The sequence below is a fragment of the Afifella sp. H1R genome (genome assembly GCF_021462425.1).
In the GTDB taxonomy this organism is placed as follows: domain Bacteria; phylum Pseudomonadota; class Alphaproteobacteria; order Rhizobiales; family Afifellaceae; genus Afifella; species Afifella aestuarii.
The window spans coordinates 1,121,626-1,144,427 of record NZ_JAKEDY010000002.1; the positions used below are offsets into that span (position 1 = coordinate 1,121,626).

General features: G+C 65.4%; 24 protein-coding genes. 15 read left to right on the forward strand and 9 right to left on the reverse strand.

Annotated elements, in window-relative coordinates:
* Positions 1 to 73: 73 nt before the first annotated feature.
* Positions 74 to 976, forward strand: a complete 903-nt coding sequence (locus tag L0F51_RS16815) for a LysR family transcriptional regulator (RefSeq protein ID WP_234630290.1) — start codon at positions 74 to 76, stop codon at positions 974 to 976.
* Positions 977 to 1,037: 61 nt separating this feature from the next.
* On the opposite strand, the gene L0F51_RS16820 is transcribed toward L0F51_RS16815, so the two are convergent.
* The gene (locus tag L0F51_RS16820) at positions 1,038 to 1,724 is read right to left on the reverse strand and encodes a TlpA disulfide reductase family protein (protein WP_234630291.1); all 687 of its coding nucleotides are present in this window, start codon (positions 1,722 to 1,724) and stop codon (positions 1,038 to 1,040) included.
* 45 nt (positions 1,725 to 1,769) lie between these two features.
* Between L0F51_RS16820 and argH the strand changes: the two genes are divergently transcribed.
* The 4 genes from argH to L0F51_RS16840 all read left to right on the forward strand — a co-directional run bounded on the left by argH (position 1,770) and on the right by L0F51_RS16840 (position 7,806).
* Positions 1,770 to 3,200: an argininosuccinate lyase gene (argH, locus tag L0F51_RS16825; protein ID WP_234630292.1), complete on the forward strand. Its 1,431-nt coding sequence runs from the start codon at positions 1,770 to 1,772 to the stop codon at positions 3,198 to 3,200.
* Between the two features lie 23 nt (positions 3,201 to 3,223).
* On the forward strand, positions 3,224 to 3,505 hold the full coding sequence (locus tag L0F51_RS16830) for a lipoprotein (protein WP_234630293.1): 282 nt from the start codon (positions 3,224 to 3,226) through the stop codon (positions 3,503 to 3,505).
* A 26-nt stretch (positions 3,506 to 3,531) separates the two neighbouring features.
* Positions 3,532 to 4,806: a diaminopimelate decarboxylase gene (lysA, locus tag L0F51_RS16835; protein WP_234630294.1), complete on the forward strand. Its 1,275-nt coding sequence runs from the start codon at positions 3,532 to 3,534 to the stop codon at positions 4,804 to 4,806.
* A gap of 213 nt (positions 4,807 to 5,019) precedes the next feature.
* Positions 5,020 to 7,806, forward strand: coding sequence for a TIGR02302 family protein (locus L0F51_RS16840; protein ID WP_234630295.1), 2,787 nt, complete (start codon positions 5,020 to 5,022; stop codon positions 7,804 to 7,806).
* Between the two features lie 151 nt (positions 7,807 to 7,957).
* Here L0F51_RS16840 and L0F51_RS16845 read toward each other — a convergent pair whose 3' ends face one another.
* The 3 genes from L0F51_RS16845 to L0F51_RS16855 are packed head-to-tail and all read right to left on the reverse strand — an operon-like array spanning position 7,958 to position 9,690.
* A complete protein-coding gene (locus L0F51_RS16845; protein ID WP_092813577.1) occupies positions 7,958 to 8,335 on the reverse strand; it encodes a response regulator in 378 nt (125 codons plus the stop codon).
* Positions 8,336 to 8,347: 12 nt separating this feature from the next.
* Positions 8,348 to 8,905 carry a hypoxanthine phosphoribosyltransferase gene (gene hpt / locus L0F51_RS16850; protein ID WP_128290713.1) on the reverse strand — a complete coding sequence of 186 codons (558 nt, stop codon included), beginning with the start codon at positions 8,903 to 8,905 and terminating at the stop codon, positions 8,348 to 8,350.
* A complete protein-coding gene (locus L0F51_RS16855) occupies positions 8,902 to 9,690 on the reverse strand; it encodes a hypothetical protein (RefSeq protein ID WP_234630296.1) in 789 nt (262 codons plus the stop codon). Before L0F51_RS16855 ends, hpt begins: the two co-directional genes overlap by 4 nt.
* Positions 9,691 to 9,855: 165 nt before the next feature.
* Between L0F51_RS16855 and ftsE the strand changes: the two genes are divergently transcribed.
* The 6 genes from ftsE (at position 9,856) to L0F51_RS16885 (ending at position 14,695) form a co-directional block, all read left to right on the forward strand.
* Positions 9,856 to 10,521 (forward strand): cell division ATP-binding protein FtsE, encoded by a 666-nt coding sequence (gene ftsE / locus L0F51_RS16860; RefSeq protein ID WP_092813800.1) that lies wholly within the window; start codon positions 9,856 to 9,858, stop codon positions 10,519 to 10,521.
* Positions 10,511 to 11,554 carry an ABC transporter permease gene (locus L0F51_RS16865; RefSeq protein ID WP_234630297.1) on the forward strand — a complete coding sequence of 348 codons (1,044 nt, stop codon included), beginning with the start codon at positions 10,511 to 10,513 and terminating at the stop codon, positions 11,552 to 11,554. Before ftsE ends, L0F51_RS16865 begins: the two co-directional genes overlap by 11 nt.
* Before the next feature lie 65 nt (positions 11,555 to 11,619).
* Positions 11,620 to 12,255, forward strand: a complete 636-nt coding sequence (locus tag L0F51_RS16870) for a YdcF family protein (protein ID WP_234630298.1) — start codon at positions 11,620 to 11,622, stop codon at positions 12,253 to 12,255.
* A gap of 153 nt (positions 12,256 to 12,408) precedes the next feature.
* The gene (locus L0F51_RS16875; RefSeq protein ID WP_234630299.1) at positions 12,409 to 13,380 is read left to right on the forward strand and encodes an SLAC1 anion channel family protein; all 972 of its coding nucleotides are present in this window, start codon (positions 12,409 to 12,411) and stop codon (positions 13,378 to 13,380) included.
* A gap of 157 nt (positions 13,381 to 13,537) precedes the next feature.
* Entirely contained in the window at positions 13,538 to 14,305 is a 768-nt protein-coding gene (locus L0F51_RS16880) for a 1-acyl-sn-glycerol-3-phosphate acyltransferase (protein ID WP_234630300.1), read from the forward strand.
* Between the two features lie 30 nt (positions 14,306 to 14,335).
* Positions 14,336 to 14,695 carry a hypothetical protein gene (locus L0F51_RS16885; RefSeq protein WP_234630301.1) on the forward strand — a complete coding sequence of 120 codons (360 nt, stop codon included), beginning with the start codon at positions 14,336 to 14,338 and terminating at the stop codon, positions 14,693 to 14,695.
* Here the strand turns inward: L0F51_RS16885 and L0F51_RS16890 are convergent.
* Positions 14,677 to 15,261, reverse strand: coding sequence for a gamma-glutamylcyclotransferase (locus L0F51_RS16890; RefSeq protein ID WP_234630302.1), 585 nt, complete (start codon positions 15,259 to 15,261; stop codon positions 14,677 to 14,679). The genes L0F51_RS16885 and L0F51_RS16890 overlap by 19 nt on opposite strands.
* A gap of 60 nt (positions 15,262 to 15,321) precedes the next feature.
* Between L0F51_RS16890 and L0F51_RS16895 the strand changes: the two genes are divergently transcribed.
* Positions 15,322 to 16,296: a DUF2125 domain-containing protein gene (locus tag L0F51_RS16895; RefSeq protein WP_234630303.1), complete on the forward strand. Its 975-nt coding sequence runs from the start codon at positions 15,322 to 15,324 to the stop codon at positions 16,294 to 16,296.
* 2 nt (positions 16,297 to 16,298) lie between these two features.
* Here L0F51_RS16895 and L0F51_RS16900 read toward each other — a convergent pair whose 3' ends face one another.
* The 3 genes from L0F51_RS16900 to L0F51_RS16910 are packed head-to-tail and all read right to left on the reverse strand — an operon-like array spanning position 16,299 to position 19,142.
* Positions 16,299 to 17,207 (reverse strand): prephenate/arogenate dehydrogenase family protein, encoded by a 909-nt coding sequence (locus tag L0F51_RS16900; protein WP_234630304.1) that lies wholly within the window; start codon positions 17,205 to 17,207, stop codon positions 16,299 to 16,301.
* A 13-nt stretch (positions 17,208 to 17,220) separates the two neighbouring features.
* Positions 17,221 to 18,312: a histidinol-phosphate transaminase gene (hisC, locus tag L0F51_RS16905; RefSeq protein WP_234630305.1), complete on the reverse strand. Its 1,092-nt coding sequence runs from the start codon at positions 18,310 to 18,312 to the stop codon at positions 17,221 to 17,223.
* A complete protein-coding gene (locus L0F51_RS16910; RefSeq protein WP_234630306.1) occupies positions 18,309 to 19,142 on the reverse strand; it encodes a chorismate mutase in 834 nt (277 codons plus the stop codon). The genes hisC and L0F51_RS16910 overlap by 4 nt, the downstream gene beginning before the upstream one ends.
* A 135-nt stretch (positions 19,143 to 19,277) precedes the next feature.
* On the opposite strand from L0F51_RS16910, the gene L0F51_RS16915 reads away from it, so the two are divergent.
* Positions 19,278 to 20,450: a homoserine O-acetyltransferase gene (locus tag L0F51_RS16915; protein WP_255701460.1), complete on the forward strand. Its 1,173-nt coding sequence runs from the start codon at positions 19,278 to 19,280 to the stop codon at positions 20,448 to 20,450.
* Positions 20,447 to 21,085: a methionine biosynthesis protein MetW gene (gene metW / locus L0F51_RS16920; RefSeq protein ID WP_370642436.1), complete on the forward strand. Its 639-nt coding sequence runs from the start codon at positions 20,447 to 20,449 to the stop codon at positions 21,083 to 21,085. The genes L0F51_RS16915 and metW overlap by 4 nt, the downstream gene beginning before the upstream one ends.
* 20 nt (positions 21,086 to 21,105) lie before the next feature.
* On the opposite strand, the gene L0F51_RS16925 is transcribed toward metW, so the two are convergent.
* Complete coding sequence (locus tag L0F51_RS16925) at positions 21,106 to 21,846, reverse strand: class I SAM-dependent methyltransferase (protein WP_234630395.1); 741 nt, start codon at positions 21,844 to 21,846, stop codon at positions 21,106 to 21,108.
* A gap of 182 nt (positions 21,847 to 22,028) precedes the next feature.
* On the opposite strand from L0F51_RS16925, the gene gloB reads away from it, so the two are divergent.
* A complete protein-coding gene (gene gloB / locus L0F51_RS16930; protein WP_234630308.1) occupies positions 22,029 to 22,799 on the forward strand; it encodes a hydroxyacylglutathione hydrolase in 771 nt (256 codons plus the stop codon).
* Positions 22,800 to 22,802: the final 3 nt, after the last annotated feature.

Below are 22,802 nucleotides of genomic sequence, written 5' to 3' on the forward strand. Positions count from 1 at the left end.
TCTTTCCCTATTGATCAATCAAACGAAAAGGTTTTACATTTCGGTTCAGTTTCATTGAATCATGAGGCGCGTCATGCAGCCGATCCTCGATGCCGATCTCCTGCGTACATTTGTCGCGATTGCCGACACCGGAAGTTTCTCTGTCGCCGCCGAACGGGCGGGGCGTACGCCCTCGGCCGTCTCCATGCAGGTGAAGAAGCTCGAAGACCTCGTCGGACGGCGGCTTTTCGACCGCGATTCCCGGCGCGTCGCGCTCACCGCCTTCGGGGAATCGATGCTGCCGGATGCGCGCCGGATCCTGCAGATGCATGCCGAGCTCTGGGGCCGCCTGAAGCAGCCCGATCTCGAAGGCTCGATCACGGTCGGCACGCCGGACGAATATGCGAGCGCCTTCCTGCCGCGCGTTCTCAGAAGTTTCGCCCGCACGCATCCACGCGTGCAGGTCAACGTCATCTGCGACATCTCGGCGAAGGTGCGCGTCTATCTGGAACGCGGCGACATCGACAGCGGGCTCGTCACCAATGCGGACATTTCGGACGCGCAGTTCCTCCGCCGACAGGTGCATGAGGAACAGCTCGTCTGGCTCGGGGCGCGCGGAGGCACCGCCTATCGGCGCGAGCCCCTGCCGGTCGCCGTCGCCAATCCCGATTGCTGCTGGCGCAAACGCTCCGTAGCGGCCTTGAACAAGGCGGGCTTCCGGCATCGTGTCGCCTATCAAAGCGCTTCGGCTGCCGGTCAGATCGCAGCCGTTGCCGGCGACCTCGCCATTGCGCCGCTGCCGGCGTCGCTGGCGCGCGGCGATCTCGTGCTTCTCGGCGCCGATACGGGGCTGCCGGATCTCGGCACCTATGCGATCTCCTTCATCGCGCGCGATGAAAGCGATCCCCTCGTCATGGCGCTGTCCGACCATGTGGCGGAGAGTTTCGCACCGGCGAGCGTCCCCGCCACCGGCATGAGCCTCGGCAAGGCGGCGTAGGGTTTTCGCCGCCTGGCGCTGAGGAAAAGGTCAGGGAGCCCGCGAGGAGCTCGGACGAGGTTCAGGAACCTGCGGGAGCTGCCGCCGAAGGCGCTTCGCGGGTCGTCTGGGCTGTGCCGTCGAGCGCCGCCTTGATGAGCCTGGTGCCATCGGCTGAATTCCATTCCGCCGGGCCGTTCATATGGCCGACGAGGCAGCCATTGCCGTCGACGAGCGCCGTCACGGGCAGGCCGACGGCGAGCCCCATCGCCTTCATCTTGTTGAAGATGTCCATGGATTTGTCGGTGAGAAGCGGCAGATGCTCGACGCCGATCTCATCGAGGAACTGGCGCGGTCGCTCCGGCCCTGAGGTATCGATGTTGATCGGCACGACGGAGAAGTCGTCGCTGCCGAGATCGCCCTCGAGCGCGTCGAGTGCCGGCATTTCCTCACGGCAGGGTGCGCACCAGGTGGCCCAGAGATTGACGAGCTTCAGACGGCCGGAGAGATCGGCGAGGCTCTGCTCGCTTCCGTCCGCGCCGGTGAAGGTGAGGGCGCTCAGATCCTGCGGTGTGTTTGCCGGGATGAAGGCCGCCACTTCGCCGCCGATCACCGGGTCGAGGCGGGCGCCTGCCTCAACGGCCGCCTGGCAATTGGCGCCCAGTTCGCCGGCCGCATCATTGCCATCGCCGGGAATCCCGTATAGGGCGAGTCCAAAGCCGAGGACGATCACTGCGAACGTACCGAAGGCCAGATAAGTGCGTTTCACCGTAATCTGCTCCGAATCTTCATCTTCAAAGACTGCGATCAGCTGATGTCCAACCGCATGTGGGGCGGCCGCTTTTCCGAAAGCCCGGACGCCATCATGGAAGAGATCAACGCTTCCATCGATTTCGACCGGGCTCTGGCGAGCCAGGATATTGCCGGCTCCAAAGCCCATGCCGAGATGCTGGCGAAAGCCGGCATTATTTCGACGGAGGATGCCCGCAAGATCATCGACGGTCTCGACCAGATCGCGGCCGAGATCGAGGAAGGCCGCTTCACCTTCTCGCGGAACCTGGAAGACATTCATATGAATGTCGAGGCACGTCTCGCGGAATTGATCGGCGATGCGGCAGGGCGCCTGCATACGGCGCGCTCGCGCAACGATCAGGTGGCGACCGATTTCCGGCTTTGGGTGCGCGATGCGCTCGACGATCTCGATCGCCAGATCCTCGCCTTGATGAACGCACTGGTGACGAAGGCCGCAAAGCATGCCGGCACCGTGATGCCGGGCTTCACACATCTGCAAAGTGCGCAGCCGGTCACCTTCGGCCATCACATGCTCGCCTATGTGGAGATGTTCGCGCGCGACCGGAGCCGCTTCCGCGATTGCCGGGCGCGCCTCAACGAATGTCCGCTCGGTGCCGCAGCCCTTGCCGGCACCGCCTTTCCGATCGATCGGAAGATGACGGCGGCCGCGCTCGGCTTCGACCGGCCGGCGGCCAATTCGCTCGATGCCGTCTCCGATCGCGATTTCGCCATGGAGGCGCTTGCAGCCGCCTCGATCTGCGCGGTGCATCTGTCGCGCTTTGCCGAAGAGATCGTCATCTGGTCGTCGGCGCAGTTCCGCTTCGTCAAGCTCTCCGACAAGTTCACCACCGGCTCCTCGATCATGCCGCAGAAGCGCAATCCGGACGCGGCGGAGCTGGTGCGGGCCAAGGCCGGGCGCATCATCGGGGCGATGAATGCGCTGATGGTGGTGATGAAGGGTCTGCCGCTCGCCTATTCCAAGGACATGCAGGAAGACAAAGAGCAGGTCTTTGACGCCCTGCCGTCGCTGTCCCTGTCGCTTGCGGCGATGGCCGGCATGGTCGCCGATCTTCAGCCGAACGAAGCCCGTTTGCGCGAGGCTGCCGGCATCGGCTTTTCGACGGCGACCGATCTCGCCGATTGGCTGGTGCGCGAGGCGGGGCTGCCGTTCCGCGAGGCGCATCACATCACCGGCCGGATCGTCGCCGAGGCGGAAGCGCTCGAGGTCGATCTCGGCGAGATGCCGATCGAGGCCCTGCGCAAGGTCTATCCGAAGCTCGATGCGAGCGTGTTCGACGTCTTGTCCGTCGATGCCTCGGTCGCGAGCCGCGTGAGCGAAGGCGGCACCGCCCCCGACAATGTGCGCCAGCGCGCCAAAGAATGGCAGGCCCGGCTCGCCGAGGAGGAGGCTCTTGCAAAAGCCACTCCGCTTTCGCCCGAGGCCTCGCTATAGTCCGCCCAAGGAAGAGGTTCGCGATGGCCTGGCTGCGCTTAGCTGTGGTTTTGATGATGACGGCGACGGTGGTTGCCGGTTGCGGGCGCCGCGGCGCGCTGCAGCCGCCTCCCGGTGCGCCCGAAGCGGTGACGCCGCGCGGCGACATCGGCAATCCGGGCTCGACCGACCGCAATTTCGACGATCTCACCAGGCTGGACGAGCCGGCGGCGAACGACGAGGACGGCGACATCGCCACGCGTCGTGCCGAGGAAGCGGAGAAGACCCATGGCGGGCGCCGTTTCATCCTCGATCCGCTGATCTAAGCAGGGCGCCAGGGAAGGGCGAAGCTTTGCATCATTTTTCCTATCGCGGCGGCGTGCTCCACGCCGAAGACGTGCCGATCCCGGAAATCGCCGCGGCGGTCGGCACGCCGTTCTATTGCTATTCGACGGCGACGCTGACGCGGCATTATCAGGTCTTCGAGGAAGCGTTTGCGGACCTGCCGCACCGCGTCTGTTACGCCCTCAAGGCGAATTCCAATCAGGCGGTGATCGCGACTTTGGCGCGGCTCGGCGCCGGGGCCGACGTGGTCTCGGAAGGCGAATTGCGGCGGGCGCTCGCGGCCGGTGTCCCGGCTGAAAAGATCATGTTCTCCGGCGTCGGCAAGACCGCCCACGAGCTGCGTTTCGCGCTTGAGGCGGGCATCCATTGCTTCAACGTGGAATCGGAGCCGGAGCTTGCCCTCCTCTCCCGGCTTGCCGTCGAAGCCGGGCAGGTGGCGCCGGTCAGCCTGCGCATCAATCCCGACGTCGATGCCGGCACGCACGACAAGATCGCGACCGGGCGCAAGGAGAACAAGTTCGGCATTCCGGCGGACCGGGCGCGGGCCGTCTATGCGGAAGCGGCCAAGATGCCGGGGCTCAAGATCATCGGCATCGACATGCATATCGGCAGCCAGATCACCGAGCTTCAGCCTTTCGACGCGGCCTTCCGGCGGCTCGCCGAACTCGTCGTGATGCTCCGCGAGGACGGTCACGAGATCGAGCATGTCGATCTCGGTGGCGGGCTCGGCATTCCCTATGACGAGGACAAGGCGGCTCCGCCGCTGCCGTCGAACTATGCCGAGATCGTGCGCCGCCATATGAATGCGCTCGGCGCCACCGTCATCTTCGAGCCCGGCCGCCTCATCGCCGGCAATGCTGGAATTCTGGTGAGCGAAGTCATTTACGTGAAGGAGGGAGAGGGGAAGAATTTCGTCATCGTCGATGCGGCGATGAACGATCTCATCCGCCCGACCCTCTACGAGGCCTATCATCGGATCGCGCCGGTGCGCGAAAGCGATGCCGAGACGATCGTCTGCGACGTCGTCGGTCCGGTCTGCGAAACCGGCGATTTCCTCGGCAAGAATGTGCGCATGCCGCGGCCGGAAGCGGGCGATCTCGTCGCCGTCTTCTCCGCCGGCGCCTATGGCGCGGTGCAGGCCGGCACCTACAATACGCGCCGCCTGGTGCCGGAAGTGCTGGTGCATGGACATGAATATGCGCTGGTGCGGGCGCGGCACAGCTACGAGGAGCTCATCGGTCTCGACCGTGTGCCGTCGTGGCTCATGCCGGACGACGCCTGAGCGAGATCACGAAGACGTCAAATCTCGCGCAAGGCCTTGATGTGGCCATGCTTCGCCCTTGTCCTTTCCGCTCATTCGTTGTCCGCTATACTTGTGACGATCGGACGCAATCTGTCCTTGCGAGGCGGCCTCTGAGCCCGGTCGGATGCGCGGCGGGCGAGGTTGCCGCCGAGGCCGGCAAAATGACGAGGCCGGCAAGATAAGGAACTGGCCGTGAGCGATGCGCCGAAGACGATGCCAGGCAGAGATTTCACGGGGCCAGGCGAGGATGTCCCTGGCGACGACCTGAGCGCCCGCGAGAGGACGCCCGACGAGGCGCGGGCGCAAGTCGCCGAAGAGCGCCTTGCCCGCCTCACACGCCGCGCCCGGCTCGCGCTCTTCTGGGAGGCGGCCTGGCCGCGGCTCGTTCCGCTTCTGTCGATCGTCGCCCTGTTTTTCGCGCTCTCGTGGCTCGGCGTCTGGAGCTTTGTCGGCGATTGGGTGCGCGGCGGCATCCTCCTCGGCCTGGGCCTTGCCGCGATCGTCGCGGCCGTCTGGATCCTGCGCACGCCCTTTCCGAGCCAGGCCGCCGCCCTGAAGCGGGTGGAGCGGAATTCGCCCGTCTCCCATCGCCCGGCAAGCGGCTTGCGGGACACGCTCTCCACCGTTTCCGAAGGGCCGGCGGCGGAGGCTCTGTGGGCGGCGCATCGCCGGCGATTGATGGCGTCTCTGGCCGCGATGCGCGCCGGGCCGCCGCGTCCCGACATGGTGCGGCGCGATCCGAATGCGCTGCGCTTTGTCGTCCCCGTTTTGCTCTTCGTGGCGTTTCTCGTCGGCTGGGGCGAGCATGGGCCGCGGCTTGCCGATGCCTTCCGGCCCGTCTCGGCGCATCTTTCGACCGGCGTGCCGGCCCGCATCGACGCCTGGGTCGATCCGCCGACCTATACCGGCGCGGCGCCCGTCTATCTGTCGCGCCGTGGTGAAAGACAGGGCGAGAACGCCGGGGAGGTGACGGAGGTGCGGGTGCCGCAGGGAAGCCGCCTCACCGTGCGCGTCGCCTCGAGCGAACCGGCCGTCGTCACGCTCGACGGACCCGGCGGCCCGACGGCGCTCGCTGCCGACGAGGACGGCGCGACGTCGAAATCCGGTGCGGAGCCTCAAGCGGCCAATGATGCGGCGAAGACGGCGGCTCCGGCACCGGCTGTAAACAAGGCACCCGACGCGGCCAAGGCATCCGGCGCAAACAAAGCGGGCTCGCGCGACGACCAGACGATCCGCAGTTACACGACGACGCTCGAAAGCGACGGCTCCGTCTCGGTCGAGGCCGGGCGGGCCAGCGAACATTACGCCTTCCGCATCATTCCAGACCGGCCGCCGACGATCCGGCGCGGCGAGGTGACGGTCAATCGGTCCGGCTCCTTCACCATGGCCTTCACGGTGGAGGACGATTACGGCGTGACCGACGGCAACGTCACGTTCCGGCCGCAGACGCCGCCCGAAAAAGGTGCGCATCCTCTGGTCGAGGCGCCGTCGATCGCGATCCGCACGGGTCGCGGGCGCAAGGAGGAGAACGGTGCCAAGGCGTCGGGGCGCCTGGAAGAGCATCCTTATGCCGGCATGCCGGTCGTCGCCGACGCCGTGGTGCGCGATGCCGCCGGCCAGGAAGGCCGGCCGGCCGATGACGGCGCCATGACGCTTCCGGCCCGGCCGTTCCGCAACCCGATCGCCAAGGCGCTCATCGAGCAGAGGCGTGCGCTCGCTCTCGATGCCCGCAGCAAGGACCGCGTCGTGCAGGTGCTCGATGCGATGACCATCCGGCCGGGCGATTTCGTCAAGGATTCCGGCATCTATCTCGGCCTCACCGTCGCCTATCAGAGAATGCGGGCGGCCGAGAGCGACGACGAGCTGCGCGGGATGCTCGATTATCTCTGGGAGATGGCGGTTCTCATCGAGGACGGAGAATTGTCGGAGGCGCAGGAGCGGCTCGCGGAGGCGCGCGAGGCGCTCGAACAGGCGCTCGCCGAGGGCGCCTCGGAGGAAGAGATTTCGCGGCTCACCGAAGAGCTGCGGCAGGCCATGAACGACGTCATGCGCAGCATGGCCGAACAGATGGCACGCTCCGATCCGCAGAAATTGATGCCGATCGATCCGAACGCGCAGGTTCTGTCGCAGCAGGATCTCGAACGCATGCTCGACCGCATCGAAGATCTGGCGCGGCTCGGCGACAAGGAGGCGGCGCAGGAGCTCTTGAGCCAGCTTCAGGAGATGCTCGACAACATGCAGATGGCCCAGCGCATGCAGCAGCAGATGCAGAGCGGCGAAATGGGCCAGATGATGCAGCAGATGGAGGAACTCGGCCGGCTGATGCGCGAGCAGCAACGGTTGATGGACGATACGTTCAGCCTCGATCAGGGGCAGCGGCCGGGGCAGAGACCCGGCGACGGCGAGATGTCGCCTTCGGAAATGGCGGAAATGATGCGCCAGCTGCAACAGAACCAGGGCAATCTGCAGGAGCAGCTGCAGGCGCTCCTCGACAAGCTGCGCCAGCAGCAGGGCCAGGGTCAGCAGCCGGGCGAGCAACCCGGCGGCGAGCCGGGGCAGGGCGGCGAAGGCCAGATGGGGCAGGGCGAGCGCGCCCTCGACCGCGCCGGACGGGCGATGGGAGAGGCGACGGGTTCACTCGGAGACGGCGAACCCGGTCAGGCCATCGGCCCGCAGGGCGAGGCGCTGCAGGCGATGCGCGAAGGCATGCAGCAGATGATGAGCGAGATGATGGGCCAGCAGGGTCAGGGCGGGCAGCAGCGGGTCGGCCGCGGCGGCAATCCGCAGGGCCAGACGGACCCGCTCGGCCGGCCGCAGCGGGCGCAAGGGCCGCAGCTCGGCGAGGACGTGCGCATTCCCGACGAATTCGACGTGGAGCGCGCGAGGCGCATTCTCAACGCCATCCGCGAACGCCTCGGCGAGCGCTTTCGGCCGAGCTACGAACTCGATTACCTGGAGCGGCTCCTGCAGCGCGATTGAGCGCGCCGGCTGAGAAAGTCCAGCTGAGAAAGTCCAGCTGAGAAAGCCCGGCTGAGAACGCGCGGCCTCTTGAATCGAAGCCGGGAGCGAACCGGAAAAGCCGCGCGTCGTCGGGGAATGAAGGAAGGTCGGCGGTCTTCGCCGTGGCAGATCAGGCGACCTGCTGCTTTTCTGCACCCGCGACGCTGACCGCGGTGCGGATTTCCTGAAGCGTGAAGGGCTTGGTGAGGACGTCGCGAATGACCTTCTGCAGGTCATCGGCACGCTCCCGCTGATCGGCGAAGCCGGTCATCAGAAGGATCGGGAGGCCCGGCCATTTGCGCGCGGCGCTGTGGGCGAGATCGATGCCGTCCATGAGCGGCATCTTCACGTCGCTGACGAGCAGATCGAATTCGCCATCGCTGGCGAGCAGTCGGTCCATGGCTTCCAGGCCATCGCACGCCGTCTCGACGCTGTGGCCATCCAGTTCCAGCGCGCGGCTGACGAAAGCTCGGACGGAATCATCGTCTTCCGTCAGGAGAATACGCATTACCCTTCCCCGCTAATTGGCTCCCTCCTCGTCGCTTTCGACCACGCCGACAAAAGGGAGTTCGCGATGGGCATGGCCTGCATCCATGCCGTAACCGACTACAAAATAGTCGGGACAGGTAAACCCAACGTAATCAGCTTCGATTTCTGCCTTCCGGCCTTCGGGTTTGTCGATCATGACCGCCACCTGGACGCGGCGGGCGCCGCGTGTCGCCATCAATTCGCGCGCAAAACGCACGGTGAGGCCGGAATCGAGAACGTCGTCGATGATGAGGACGTCGCGTCCGGCAACCGGGCAGCCGATGTCACGCAGGATGCGCACTTCGCCGCTCGTCTTCAGGCTGGCGCCATAGGAAGAGAGCGAAATGAACTCGATCTCCATCGTCACGCCGCGGCGCGACATGGCGCGGACGAGATCGGCGCCGAAGACGAAGCCGCCTTTCAAGACGACGATGGCGAGAAGCTCTTCCGGCTTCGTCGTGCAGATCGCTTCGGCGAGCTCGTTGATGCGGCGGTCGATCTCTTCGGCGGAAAAGAGCGGGCGGATATGCGCCGTCGTCACTTTCGTCATGAACCGGCAACGGCGGTCTGAATGAAGGGGTCGGCGAAGCGAAGCTCGATCCTCGCGGCATTGGGCGGGGTATCGGTCAGGGTGTAGGCGAAGGACAGCCGCTCGCGCGGTGCGATTTCCGGGGCGGGGGCTTCCATGGCGCGATTTGCCAGTTTCTCGCCTGAGGCGCTGTAGATCTCCATGGAGACCGGTTGCAACGGCTGCGGGCGGTGGTCAAGACTGACGAGCCGGCCGGTGACGAGAAGGGCGTTTTGTCCCGCCATTTCTGCGCGATAGACGTTGACCGCCTCAAAGGCGACGGGATCGGCGCTCACCTGCAGCCCGGCGAGGCCGTAGAGGCTGGCGAGATCGGGCGCCGCCTTGACGATTGCAGGTCGTGCAAGGACGAAGAGGACGAGGAAGGCGAGCGACAGGGCGCTGAGAACGGGAAGGGCCACGCCTTTCCATTCGGACTTCTGCACCGGCGTCTCGTCGTCGACGAAGCGCGAACGGCCCGGTGAGGGCTGCGGCTCTTCTTGCCAGATCTTCGCGGTTCCGGCCGACGGCAGCGGGGAGGCCGCGATCGGTTGTCCGGCGAAGGCCGGGAAGGTGGCCGGGAAGGCGGGAAGGAGGGCCCGATGCAGGTCGGTGTGCGCCTTCCAAGTCTCGCCGCAATGGCCGCAGACGATGAGCTTCGTTTCGGCATCGAGCGATGCCGTCTGCAGGTGCTCGCGCGCGCCGCAGCCAGGGCATTCCATTTCGAGTTCCCCGGCGGGTCGCTTGTCGCCCGCGTGGCATTCGGGCATGCAGAACTCCGTTTACCATGCCCGACGAGTTGTTGCCGAACATCGTTAACGTCGGCTTAACGGGCGGCGAGGCAGATGGGACGACGAGGGTGGTGTGCTTCGGCGGCCACAGCCTGACTTGTGAAAGGACGCATGGAAGAACGATCGGCGCACGGGTATCAGCCCCTGATTCGCTTCGACAATGTCGGGCTGCGCTACGGGCTCGGCCCGGAGATCCTGCGCGACGTGACCTTTGCGATCGAGCCCGGCTCTTTCCAATATGTCACCGGGCCGTCGGGTGCCGGCAAGAGCTCGCTTCTGCGGCTTCTCTTCCTGTCCTTGAAGCCGACGCGCGGGATGGTGGAGATTTTTGGCCAGGACGCGGCGACGGCGAGCCGGACGACCGTGCCGGTGCTGCGGCGCCGTATCGGGATCGTCTTCCAGGATTTCCGGCTTCTGGAACATCTCACCACCTATGAGAACGTCGCTCTGCCCTTGCGGGTGCTCGGACATCCGGATTCGAGCTATCGCCACGACGTCACCGAGCTTCTCGAATGGGTGGGGCTCGGCGACAAGATGTGGGTGCATCCGCCGGTTCTTTCGGGCGGCGAGAAGCAACGCGCCGCGATTGCCCGCGCCGTCATCACGCGGCCCGAAATCCTTCTCGCCGACGAGCCGACCGGCAATGTCGATCCGCCGCTGGCGCGGCGCCTGTTGCGGCTCTTCATCGAGCTCAACCGGCTCGGAACGTCGATCGTGATCGCCACCCACGATCTCGCTTTGATGGACCAGTACGATGCGCGCCGGCTCATCCTCAATTCAGGCTTGATGGAAATTCACGATGTCGTCTGAGCCCGGCCGGCAGAAACGCCGCTTGAAGCGGCCACGGCTTTCGCGCCGGCGGGCGCCGCAGGCGGCCGCGCCTGTCGACGATATCGATGCGAATCTTCGTCGTCCGGGCGTTTCGGTCAGCTCCGGCCCGATCGAGCAGCCGCGCGAAGAAAACCCGATCGTGCCGCCGCGCTCCGTCGCCGGGCGTGCGCTTCTGGTGCTCGTGGCGATCATGAGCTTTCTGTCGTGCCTGTCGGTCGCCTCCGTCTCCGTCGTCTCCGACCGGGCGCGCGGCTGGCAGCGCCAGATCGCCGCCGAAGTCACCATCCAGGTGAGCGTCACGGGCGGTCACGACGTGGCGCAATCGATGGCGCGCGCGGAGGAGATCGCCGAGGCGACGCCGGGCGTCCTCTCGGCCGAGCCGGTCAGCGAAAACGATTCGAAGGCGCTTCTGGAGCCGTGGCTCGGCAGCGATTTCGATCCGGTGGAACTGCCGGTGCCGCGGCTCATCGCGGTGCGGCTCGACGGCAATGTCGATCTTTCGAGCCTGGCGCGGCAATTGCGCGACGAAGTGCCGGGGGCGAGCCTCGACGATCACGGTGTCTGGCTCAAACGTCTGGCGCGCATGGCGCAGGCGATCACCTTCGCCGGGCTCGGCATCGTCGCGCTGGTGATGACCGCGACGGCGCTCTGCGTCGTCTTCGCGACGCGCGGCGCCATGGCCGGCAACAAAGATGTGATCGAGGTCCTGCATTTCGTCGGCGCTGAGGATTCCTATGTGGCGGGTGAGTTCCAGCGGCATTTTCTGGTGCTCGGACTGAAAGGGGCCGGTCTCGGCGGTATCGCCGCCATCGCGCTCTTTGCGCTGCTGTCGCTGATCGGCGGCGTCGAAGGGCCGACGCCGGAAGAGGCGCAGCTCAGAAGCCTTCTCGGCGGGCTCACGATCGGGCCGCCGGCCTATATCGGCTCCGTGATCACGGTGGTGGCGATCGCCGTGATCATCGCAGCCACCGCACGCTCGACCGTGCGGCGAACGCTGTCACAGATCGGATAGACGTTGCCAATGCGCGCGAAGCAGATCAGGAAGCCCCGATCACGTTCCGGCAGCAAAGGTCGTTGATGTCCCGCGAGACGCTGGCTGAGAAAGTCGAGGCGAAATCTTCCCGCCCGCGCCCCTCGATCGGGCGGCGGCTGGTGCGCGTCGTCGTCTTTGCGGTGTTCCTGATCGGCCTGTTCTTCGTCGGCGGCTTCCTCATCTTCGCGCAGCAGGTCGCCTCCGCGCGCCCGCCGGCCGCGCCCCAGGCCGACGCGATCGTGGCGCTCACCGGCGGTTCGGCGCGCGTGGAGGGGGGCGTAGAGCTTCTGCGCGCCGGCGCCGGCCAGCGGCTTCTGATTTCAGGCGTCTATGCGGACAACAGCAAGCAATCGATCGCCAATGCCGTGGCGTCCGAAAGCTCCGATCTCTTTCGCTGCTGCGTCGATCTCGGCAAGGCGGCCCGCGACACGCGCGGCAATGCGGAGGAGACGCGCGAATGGGTGCGCCATCACGGCTATCATTCGCTGATCGTCGTCACCAGCGCCTACCACATGCCGCGTTCGATCGCGGAATTGCGGCGCGAAATCCCGGATGTGCGGCTCATTCCCTATCCGGTGCGCCGGCCGGGCCTCGATCTCGGCGACTGGGCGCAGCGCAAGGAGATCTTCGTCATCCTGTTTCGCGAATATCTCAAATATATCGTCGTGAAGCTGCGCTGAGCGGGCGTTGCGGCGAGGTCGGCAACGGCTCCGGGACGACGGTGCAAATTGTCACAGCAGCTTAGAAGCGATTGATCCAGCAGAGCTCTGCGGCGACTTTTGCCGGGGTCGGGACTGAGGTCATCACTTCCAATGCCGCGGGGGTGGCATTCGATGAGCGATATCTCTTTGCCTGAGCATTCGAGGCTCGGCCAGTTTCCGATCAGTTTCTTTGCCATCGTGATGGGGCTCTCAGGCCTCACACTGACGTTGCGCGCCTGCGAGCATGCGCTTGCCCTCGACGGGCGGATCTCCTCATGGGCGCTTTATGGGACGGTCGCGGTGTTTGCCGTGATCGCGCTGCAATACGCGCTGAAACTCAGCTTTCATCCGCGTGACGTGGTGGAGGAATGGGCGCATCCGGTGCGCATCGCCTTCTTTCCGACGATCTCGATCTCGCTCCTCTTGATGGCGACGGCCGCCGCGCCGGTCTGGCCTGAGGTCGCAAGGCCGGTGTGGATCGCGGGGGCCGCGGCACAGGCCGTCCTGTCGCTCAGCGTCATCGCCAATTGGATCGGCCACCGCCCGTTCGAGCATGTGCATCTCAATCCGGCCTGGTTCATTCCGGCCGTCGGCAACATCATCGTGCCGTTGGCCGGGGTCGAGTTCGGCTTCGTGGAGGTGAGCTGGCTCTTCTTTTCCGCCGGGCTGATCTTCTGGCTCGTGCTTCTGACCCTGGTCGTCAACCGGCTGATCTTCCACGATCCGCTGCCGGGGCGGCTGGTGCCGACGCTCGTCATCCTGATCGCGCCGCCGGCCGTCGCCTTCATCGCCTATCTTCGGCTCGAGGGTGAGGTCGACGCCTTCGCGCGCATCCTGATCAATGTCGGCTATGTCTTCGCGCTCGTCGTGGTGACGCAGGTGCCGAAGCTCGCGCGACTTCCCTTCGCGCTGTCCTGGTGGGCGCTGTCGTTTCCGGTCGCGGCTCTGGCGGTCGCCTCGCTCCTCTTCGCGGAGACGGCGGGCTCGGCCTTCCATCTGTGGGTCGGATTTCTGCTCGCAGGCCTTCTTTGTGCGATCGTCGCCGTGCTGGCGCTGCGCACGGCCGTGGCGATCCAGGGAAAGGAAATCTGCCGGCCGGAATAAGTGTAGGTGCGATTTCGGGGGCGTCGGCGCTTCGGCCGCGGGTTTTACGACATGGCGCCCCGACGTGACGCCCCGACTTGACGCCCCGACTTGACGTGGAGGCCAGGGCGCGCCACTCCGGTTGCGCCCCGCTTGGGCGAGGCTTCAGAGGCTGGCCATGTACGCGCGCTCCATCCTGTTCAACGTTGTTTTCTATGTGAATTTCGCCGTCCAGGCGATCGTGTTCTCGCCGATGCTGCTGCTGCCGCAGCGCTACGGCATCTGGGTGACGAAGTTCTGGACCGCCTCTTCGCTCTTCTGGCACCGGCTCATCTGCGGCGTGAAGGAAGACGTGCGCGGGCTGGAGAACATTCCGAAGGGCGGCTGCATCATCGCGGCCAAGCATCAATCGACATGGGAGACGATGCGGCTCGTCTACATGCTGGACAAGCCCGCCTATATTCTGAAGCGCGAGCTCATGTGGATCCCGCTTCTCGGCTGGTACATGAAGAAGTACGGCCATATTCCCGTCGACCGGGGCAGCCGCTCCAAAGCGCTTTTTTCGATCACCGAACACGCCAAAGACCGCGTCGCCAAAGGTTTTCAGGTCATCATCTTTCCGGAAGGGACGCGGCGGGCGCCGCTTGCGCCGCCGAATTACCGCTACGGCGTCGTGCATCTTTACAAGGAACTGCAGGTTCCCGTGGTGCCGGTGGCGCTCAATGCCGGCCTTTACTGGCCGCGGCGATCGTTTGCGCATATTCCCGGCACTGTTCGGGTCGAAGTTCTGCCGCCGATCGAGCCTGGCCTTGATTCCGCCACCTTCGCCGCAAAACTTCAGCAATGTATTGAAGATAAAACAAATGAGTTGATGCAAGAAGCACGCGAACGCGATCCGGCGACGCGGCGCATCGTTGTCGAAGAGCATGTCGCAGAGGTGACTTGAACCGACGCGGCAACGAGGTGGAAGGTTTTCGTGACCGTTAAGTCATCACTGCCGCACGTGGTGCGGGAGCAGGGTGTTTCCGACCGTTATCTCTATTGGTCGGGGGCTTCGGGTCGGCGCTATCTCTTCAGCAGACTCGATTTGGAACACGTCCTCAGCGTGAAAGACGCCGTGGTTCTCTGCGTGAAGGACGGGGATCTCCGCTGGGTCGGAAGCGACAATGCGCTCGATCCTGCGGATGTTTTGCGATTCGCCGCCGATGGCGTGATCTTCTACGCGCATTTTCTTGCCGGGTCGGGCCGCTCCAGACAATTGGTGAGCGAAGATCTGAGCTCTTCGGAAACCCCTCCGGAAAAGCGCCGCGGCGGCGGTTACTGCGTCGCCGCCTGATTGCCGCCGCTTTCGCCCGCCACCGCGGGGCGATGATGTTCCAATTCTTCGGCGAGCCAGAAGAGATGGCGGTCGACGACGCCCATGTCGCGCAGATGCTGGGCCGTGCTGACGACATAGTCGGTGTTCGGCCCGGATTGTCCGTGCGCGTGTCGGACGATTTCGAGCTGGTGGGATGCATCGAGAACGCCGGCATATTGCTGGTGCGCGCGATCGACGAGGTAAACGAGGGCATGGCCGCAGCCATCCGCGAAGACGACCTGCCGGACGGCTTCCTTGTAGACGCGCGTGACCTGTTCGCGGGCGCGAAGATATTCGACGACGGCTTCGCGGTCGTCCGCCTTCACCTTGAAGGCGAGGCCCCGGCAGCTGCCGCCGCGATCGAGACCGAGGACGAGGCCCGGCCGTTCTTCGGTGCCGCGATGCACGAAGGAATAGACGCAGAGCGAGCGGTGGGCGCCGATGAGACGCGCCGGTTTCGTCTCGACATGCGGAAAGCCCGGGTTCCACATGAGGGACCCGTAGCCGAAAACCCAGAAATCTTCGTCTGAAGGAACTTGCGCCATCGCGGGCTGGAGCTATCAGTTGCGCCGGCCGACCGCAACGGCCGTGAGGGAGAAGCCTGAATGCGACGCATCTTGACGGTCCTGGCGATCATCGCCGTCATCCTGGCGGGTCTCTGGTCGGCGGGGTGGTACGTGCTTGCGACCTATGCCGAGCGGCAGCTCGATGCTTTCCTCACCGAGCAGGCGCGGCGCGGCGTCGTCATGTCGTGCCCGGGCCGGCACATCGGCGGCTTTCCCTTCCGCTTGCGGCTCAGCTGCTCGCAGCCCGTCGAATTCACCTCCGCCGGGACCGAGGCGGCGACGCCGGCGCTTGCCGCGACCGTGCGGGCCGAACGCCCGCAGCAGGTCGAAACGGAGCTGGCGAGCCCCCTGACCATCAAGGCGCCCTATCTCGCCGAACCTCTGAAACTCGAATTCGCCGATGCCAAGATGACGACCGGTTTCGGCGGGGACGGCCTCAAGCGCGCCACCGTCGACGTCATGGGCGGACGCACGGTGCAGGGTGCGGTGACGGCCGGCCTCGATCGCGGGCAGGCTCTGGTGAAGCCCACGGAGGCGGAAGACGGCACCTCGGTGCAGGTGGCGCTGCGTGGTCTCACCGTCACCAAGGACGATCTCGCTTTGCCGGCGAGCGATCTGGCGCTTGCCGCCGATGTCGCGGCCGCGCCGGAGGCCGTTCTGAGCGGACTTCCGGGCCTGCGCCAGACCGGCCTCGAATTGCGGCAGATGCGTGCGGAATTGAAGACCGGGGGTGCGCGGGTGCTGGCATCCGGGCCTTTGCGGATCGGCCCCGACGGGCTCGTCTCCGGCCAGCTCGATGTCACGATCACCGGCATCGAAGCCCTGTCGCGTTCCATCAAGGAGATGCCGGACGGGATCCGTGAGCCGGGTCAGCTGGTGCTGGCGGCCATTTCCGGCATCGGCGTGCCGGCGGAGGTGGACGGGCTTCCGGCGCGGCGCCTCACGATCAGCCTCGACCGGGGCGCGGCGCGTATCGCCTTCATCAATCTCGGGCGGGTGCCGCCGCTCTTTTGAGGTTACGCCTTTTTCTGGCGGCCGAAATCGGGATCGGCCGTTTCCTGGCCGGCTTCGATGATGCCGCGGCGGATCGCACGCGTGCGCGTGAAGAGATCGAAGAGCGTGTCGCCGTCGCCCCAGCGGATCGCCCGCTGCAGGGCCGTCAGATCCTCGTTGAAGCGGGCGAGCATCTCCAGAACCGCTTCGCGGTTGGTGAGGAAGATGTCGCGCCACATGGTCGGATCGGAGGCGGCGATGCGGGTGAAATCGCGAAAACCGCCGGCGGCGAATTTCATGACTTCCGATTCCGTCACCGTTTCCAGATCGGCGGCGGTGCCGACGATGTTGTAGGCGATGAGATGCGGCACATGGCTGGTGATGGCGAGGACCATGTCGTGATGGCTGGGCTCCATCGTCTCGACATGCGAGCCGAGGCGCTCCCAGAAGGCTTTGAGCTTCTCAACGGCCTCGGGATTGGTCCCTGAGGGCGGGGTCAGAACGCACCAGCGCCCGTCGAAGAGTTCCGGAAAGCCCGCATCCGGCCCGGAATGCTCGGTGCCGGCAATCGGATGGGCGGGCACGAAATCGATGTGGTCGGGCAGATGCGGCTGCATCGCGGCGACGACCGCGCCTTTGACGGAGCCGACGTCGGAGACGATCGCACCCGGCTCAAGATGCGGGGCAATGGCCTGCGTGATGTCGCCCACCGCGCCGACCGGCACGCACAAAATGACGAGATCGGCGCCTTTGACCGCTTCCGCGGGATCGGTCGTGTAGCTGTCGCCAAGACCGCGGCGCGCCGCCGCGTCGACGGTTTCCTGGCGCCGGCTCTGGATGGAGATCTCCTCGACCAGGCCCTCCTTGCGCGCCCGCAGGGCGATCGACGAGCCGATGAGACCGATACCGATGAGACAAAGACGTTTGAACATGATCGGAAATGGATCAGGCAAAGAAGCGGGTGAGCACGTCCACCACCTTGCGGTTGGCCGCTTCCGTGCCGATGCTCATGCGCAATGCGTTGGGAAAACCATAGCCCGCCACCCGGCGCAGAATGCAGCCTTCGGCCCGCAGAGCCTTGTCGGCGGCTTCGGCATTTCTGCCCGGGGTGTCCGGGAAATGGATGAGGATGAAATTGCCGGCGCTCGGCGTCACCGTCAGGCCGAGCTTTTCAAGCTCTTCGCTCACCCAGGGCAGCCATTTTTCGTTGTGGGCGATCGCCGTCTCGACATGGGCGCGGTCGGCCATCGCCGCCGCCCCGGCGGCGAGCGAGGGCGCCGACACGTTGAAGGGGCCGCGCGTGCGGTTGAGGAGCTCGATGACGGAAGCCGGGCCATAGGCCCAGCCGATCCTGAGCGCGGCGAGCCCGTAGATCTTGGAGAAGGTGCGCGTCATCAGGACGTTCGGCGCTTCGCCCGCGAGCTCGATGCCGCTCTCGTAATCGTTGCGCCGGACATATTCGGCATAGGCCGCGTCGAGGACGAGAAGGACGTTCGCCGGCAGGCCGCGCTGCAGGCGGCGGATTTCCGAGAAGGGCAGATAGGTGCCCGTCGGGTTGCTCGGATTGGCGAGATAGACGAGCCGCGTCTTCTCCGTGACGCAGGCGAGGATCGCATCGACGTCGACGGTGAGGTCTTTTTCCGGCGCCACGACCGGCGTCGCGCCGGCCGACAGGATGGCGATGCGGTAGACGAGAAATCCGTACTGCGGATAGATCGCCTCGTCGCCCGGCGACAGGAACGTCTGGGCGGCAAGCGTCAGGATCTCGTCGGAGCCGTTGCCGCAGATGATGCGGTCGGGATTGAGACCATGGGTGGCGGCGATCGCCTCACGCAGCTTGCGGGCCGAGCCGTCGGGATAAAGATGCAGGTCGCCGGCGAGCGAACGAAACGCTTCCACCGCCGCCGGGCTCGGGCCGAGCGGGGTTTCGTTGGAGGAGAGTTTGAACGTCTCCCGGCCGCCGTCCCCGCTATCGCCCGGCACATAGGCGGCGATATCGAGGATCCCTTTGCGGGGCGTGAGAGCCTTGGTGCTCATACCTGGTCTTCTTCCGTCTGTTCTTCCTCCTGGCCGACGAAATGGATCGGTGCGGCGAAGGAGCCGAGCTCCACGGGCTCGGAAAAGGTCGCGCCGCGCTTTTCAGCTTCTTCCTGCAATGCGGCGTAGGAGATCGCGCCCGAAATCTCGACGAGGATCTCGTCGCCCTCGCGCGTGACGATGCGCGCGTTGAAGGCGGACAGCGTTTTTTCGAAGGCGCCCGTCGCGTGCATGCGCCAGAGCCGGATATCGGCCTCCGGCGGCACGGACAGCTTGGGACCGGCGACATAGGCCTCGGCCTGGACGGGGTGGTTCGGCGCGATGATGAAGGGCAGGCGCGCGAAAATCTGCAGATCCTCGCCGTCGAAATTCCGCCACCAGCGCCCGGGCGAGTGCGGGGACAAAATGGCGATGAGGTCGCCGTCGCGTCGCAGGGCCGCCAGGGCGTCGGCATCGCTTGCCGCCGCTTCCGCCGGCACGGAAAAGCCGAACTGAAAGCGCACGAGATCCTGCAGCGCGGCGGGGTCCGTCGACTGGCCGATCAGGATGCGGAAAGGTGCCTGCATCGCTGTGAAGGTGGAGATCACCTCGCGCCAGATGTGCTCGACGGTCGCAAGCGGCAGAATGCCTTCGTGACGCATGACGAGCGCCCGCATCATGTGCGCTTCCCGGTCCGGCCGGAAGGCCGCCCCCGGCGCGCTCGTCCCCTTGATGTGGATGAGTTCGTCGATCACGGCGCTGCGTTCGATCAGAAGGCGATGAACCTCCTCGTCGATGTGGTCGATACGCTGGCGGATCTTGGCAAGCGCGTCGGGTGCCATGGCGCTCATGGGTGGTATCCGGTCTTCTAGGCGGCGGGTTTCTTCGCTTTGCTGCATAGCGAGACGGCCGGCTGGACGCAAAGAAAAGATTGACAGGCGCGAAGCTCGCTTCCTAAGCCGCTCAACCACCGAAGGAACGTCGCAATGGATGCCGGTGTGCCAAATCATGCCACCGCCGCTGCCCGGCAGGTGGATTGCCCTTCAAGCCTCTGCATGGGTTTTGCGGAGACGCTTGCGCTCGACGGTGGCGATGCGCTGCCGAGCTTTCAGATCGCCTATCAGGTCTACGGAACACTCAACGCCGACAAATCGAACGCCATCCTGGTCTGCCATGCGCTGACCGGCGATCAACATGTCGCCAACGAGCATCCGGTGACCGGCAAGGCCGGCTGGTGGTCGCTGATGGTGGGGCCGGGCCGGCCGATCGACACGGACCGCTATTTCGTCATCTGCGCCAATGTGCTCGGCGGCTGCATGGGATCGACGGGACCGGCGTCATCGAACCCTGCGAGCGGCGAGCCCTATGCGCTCGATCTGCCGGTCATCACCGTGCGCGACATGGTGCGGGCGCAGGCGCGGCTCGTCGACGAGCTCGGCATCGAGAAACTCTTTGCCGTCGTCGGCGGCTCGATGGGCGGCATGCAGGTTCTGCAATGGGCCGTCAGCTATCCCGAGCGCGTCTTCGCCGCGATTCCGATCGCGACCGCGCCGCGCCACACCTCGCAGAATATCGGCTTCAACGAAGTCGGCCGGCAGGCGGTGATGGCCGACCCCGATTGGTGCGGCGGCAAATATCTGATGCTCGGCAAGCGGCCGGCGAAAGGCCTCGCCGTGGCGCGCATGGCGGCGCACATCACCTATCTGTCGGAGAGCGCGCTGCACCACAAATTCGGCCGGCATCTGCAGGACCGCGAGGCGCTGACCTTCGGCTTCGATGCCGATTTCCAGATCGAATCCTATCTGCGCCATCAGGGCATGACGTTCGTGGAGCGCTTCGACGCGAACTCCTATCTCTACCTGACGCGGGCGATGGATTATTTCGACCTGGCCAAGGATTTCCGCGGGCGGCTGGCGGATGCCTTTCGGGGGGCCACGTCGCGGTTCTGCGTGATCTCCTTCAGCAGCGACTGGCTGTTTCCGACGGCCGAGAACCGGTCGATCGTGCATTCGCTCAATGCGTCGGGCGCCAATGTCTCCTTCGTGGAGGTGGAGACGGATCGCGGCCACGACGCCTTCCTGCTCGACGAGCCGGAGCTGTTTCGCACTGTCTCGGGCTTTCTGCGCGGTGCGGCACGTGTCAGGGGGCTGGCGGAATGAGCGAGATGCAATTGGCGACGATGGCGGCCGATCCGGACCGCGTCGATCTGCGTGTCATCGCCGGCTTCGTCAGTCCGGGGTCGCGCGTGCTCGATGTCGGCTGCGGCGACGGGGCGCTTCTGAAGCTCCTCGCCCAGGAAAAGGGCGTCGACGGGCGCGGCATCGAATTGTCGCAAAGGGGCGTGAACCAGGCGGTGGCCGAGGGGCTTTCCGTCATCCAGGGCGATGCGGACCGCGATCTCGAAACCTATCCCGACGGCGCCTTCGATTTTGCCATTCTGAGCCAGACGCTGCAGGCGACGCGCAATCCGCGCACGGTCGTGGAGAATCTTCTGCGCATCGGCCGGCGGGCGATCGTGTCGTTCCCGAATTTCGGCAATTGGCGCATCCGCAGCCAGTTCATGGTCTGGGGGCGCATGCCGATCACCTCCAACCTGCCCTATAGCTGGTACGACACGCCGAACATCCATTTCTGCACGATCAAGGACTTTTTGACCCTGACGGGCGAGATCGATGCCACGATCGAGGATGCGGTCTGTCTCTATGGGGAGGGCAAGCGGATGACGCAGACGGCTCCCTGGACGATCTGGAACCTGTTCGGCGAGCAGGCGGTGTTCGTTCTGAGCCGCGGTTAGATCGTTCGCGAGGACCGGCCTCAGGTCGCGTCGATCATGCCGACGCCCGGCTGAAGCGCCGGCTTCAGCGCCGGGCGGAACGCCCGTTTCGCCTTCACTGTCGTCGCCGGCATCACCACCTTTTGCGCATAGACGCAGGTGACGCCGGAAAACGCCGGCCAGAGATTGCGGCCGAGCTTTTCGATGGCGGGCGACAGGCTGAGGAGCGAGCGGCTTTGCGTCGGCCACATATGGAGCGCGGTCGTCCACGCGGTGACGTTGAAGCCCGTCTCCTGCAGGAGAGACTTCAGCTGGCTGCGCGAATAGGGGCGGCCATAGCCGAAGGGCGAGGTCTCGACGCGCGCCCACGCCCCCTGGCGATTGGGAACGACGATGAAGACGCGGCCGTTGTTGGTGAGAACGCGGCGCAGCTCCGCCATCAGTTCCGGCGGTTGCGACGAGGTTTCGAGCGCATGGACGAGAATGGCAAGATCGATGGCGGCATCGGGCAGAGGCAGACAGGTCTCCTCCACGAGCGCCGTCGCAGAGCGGCTGGCGCAGGGCCATTCCATGACACCCTGCGGCGCCGGCATGAAGGCGAAGACGCGTTCGGCCCGGCCGAGCTGCGGGCCGAGATAGGGGGTGGCGAAGCCAAGGCCGAGGACGCGATCGCTCGGTCCGACATTGATCAGCCGGTGCATGCTGTCGCGCACATGCCGCGTCACCATTCTGCCGAGAAGGCTTGCGTAGAATTCGCGCAGATCGACGACGTCAAGATGCATCACGTGAACCTGCCAGACCTTCCTCCGTCAGCGCCGTGGCACTGGGACCCAACTGCGCCCCATCGTCTAGCATGCCTTGCTCACGGCTTCATGGCGGGAAATATCGCCCTATACTGGCCGCACGCCAACACCTAACGCCAACACCGAGCGTCCAGCGCAACCCAATCGAGAAGGAGAAGGCCTTGGCGGCACTCGAAATCGTTCAGTTTCCGGCCCGTTCGGACAATTACGCCGTGCTGGTGCATGACCCTGATTCGGGGGCGACGGCGGCCATCGATGCGCCCGAAGCCGATCCCATCATCGAGGCGCTGCAGGCGCGCGGATGGGTGCTCACAGATATTTTCGTGACCCACAAGCATTTCGACCACATCGAGGGCGTGCCGGCGCTGCGCGAGACGTTTTCCGCGCGCACCATCGGTCCGCGCAAGAGTGCGGCCGCGACCGGCCTCTACGACAAGACGGTGGAGGACGGCGAGACGTTCAAATGGGCCGGCCGCACCATCCAGGTGTTGGAGACGCCCGGACATACGCTCGACCATCTCGCCTATTATTTCACCGAGGACGGCGTCGCCTTCGCCGGCGACACGCTGTTCGCGCTCGGCTGCGGCCGGGTCTTCGAAGGCACGGCCGAGCAGATGTGGAATTCGCTGCAGAAGCTGCGCGCGCTGCCGGACGAGACCGTCGTCTATTGCGGACACGAATATACGCTCGCCAATGCGGAATTCGCCGTCAGCGTCGATCCCGACAACGAAAAGCTCGCCGAGCGCAAGAAGGAAGTCGAAGGGCTGCGCCAGGACGGCCATGCGACGCTGCCGACGACGATCGCACTCGAAAAGGCGACCAATCCGTTCCTGCGTGCCGATGATCCGGCATTTCAGCAGGCGCTCGGCATGGAGGGCGAGGAGCCTGTCGCGGTCTTTGCCGAGACGCGCAAGCGCAAGGACAATTTCTGAGCG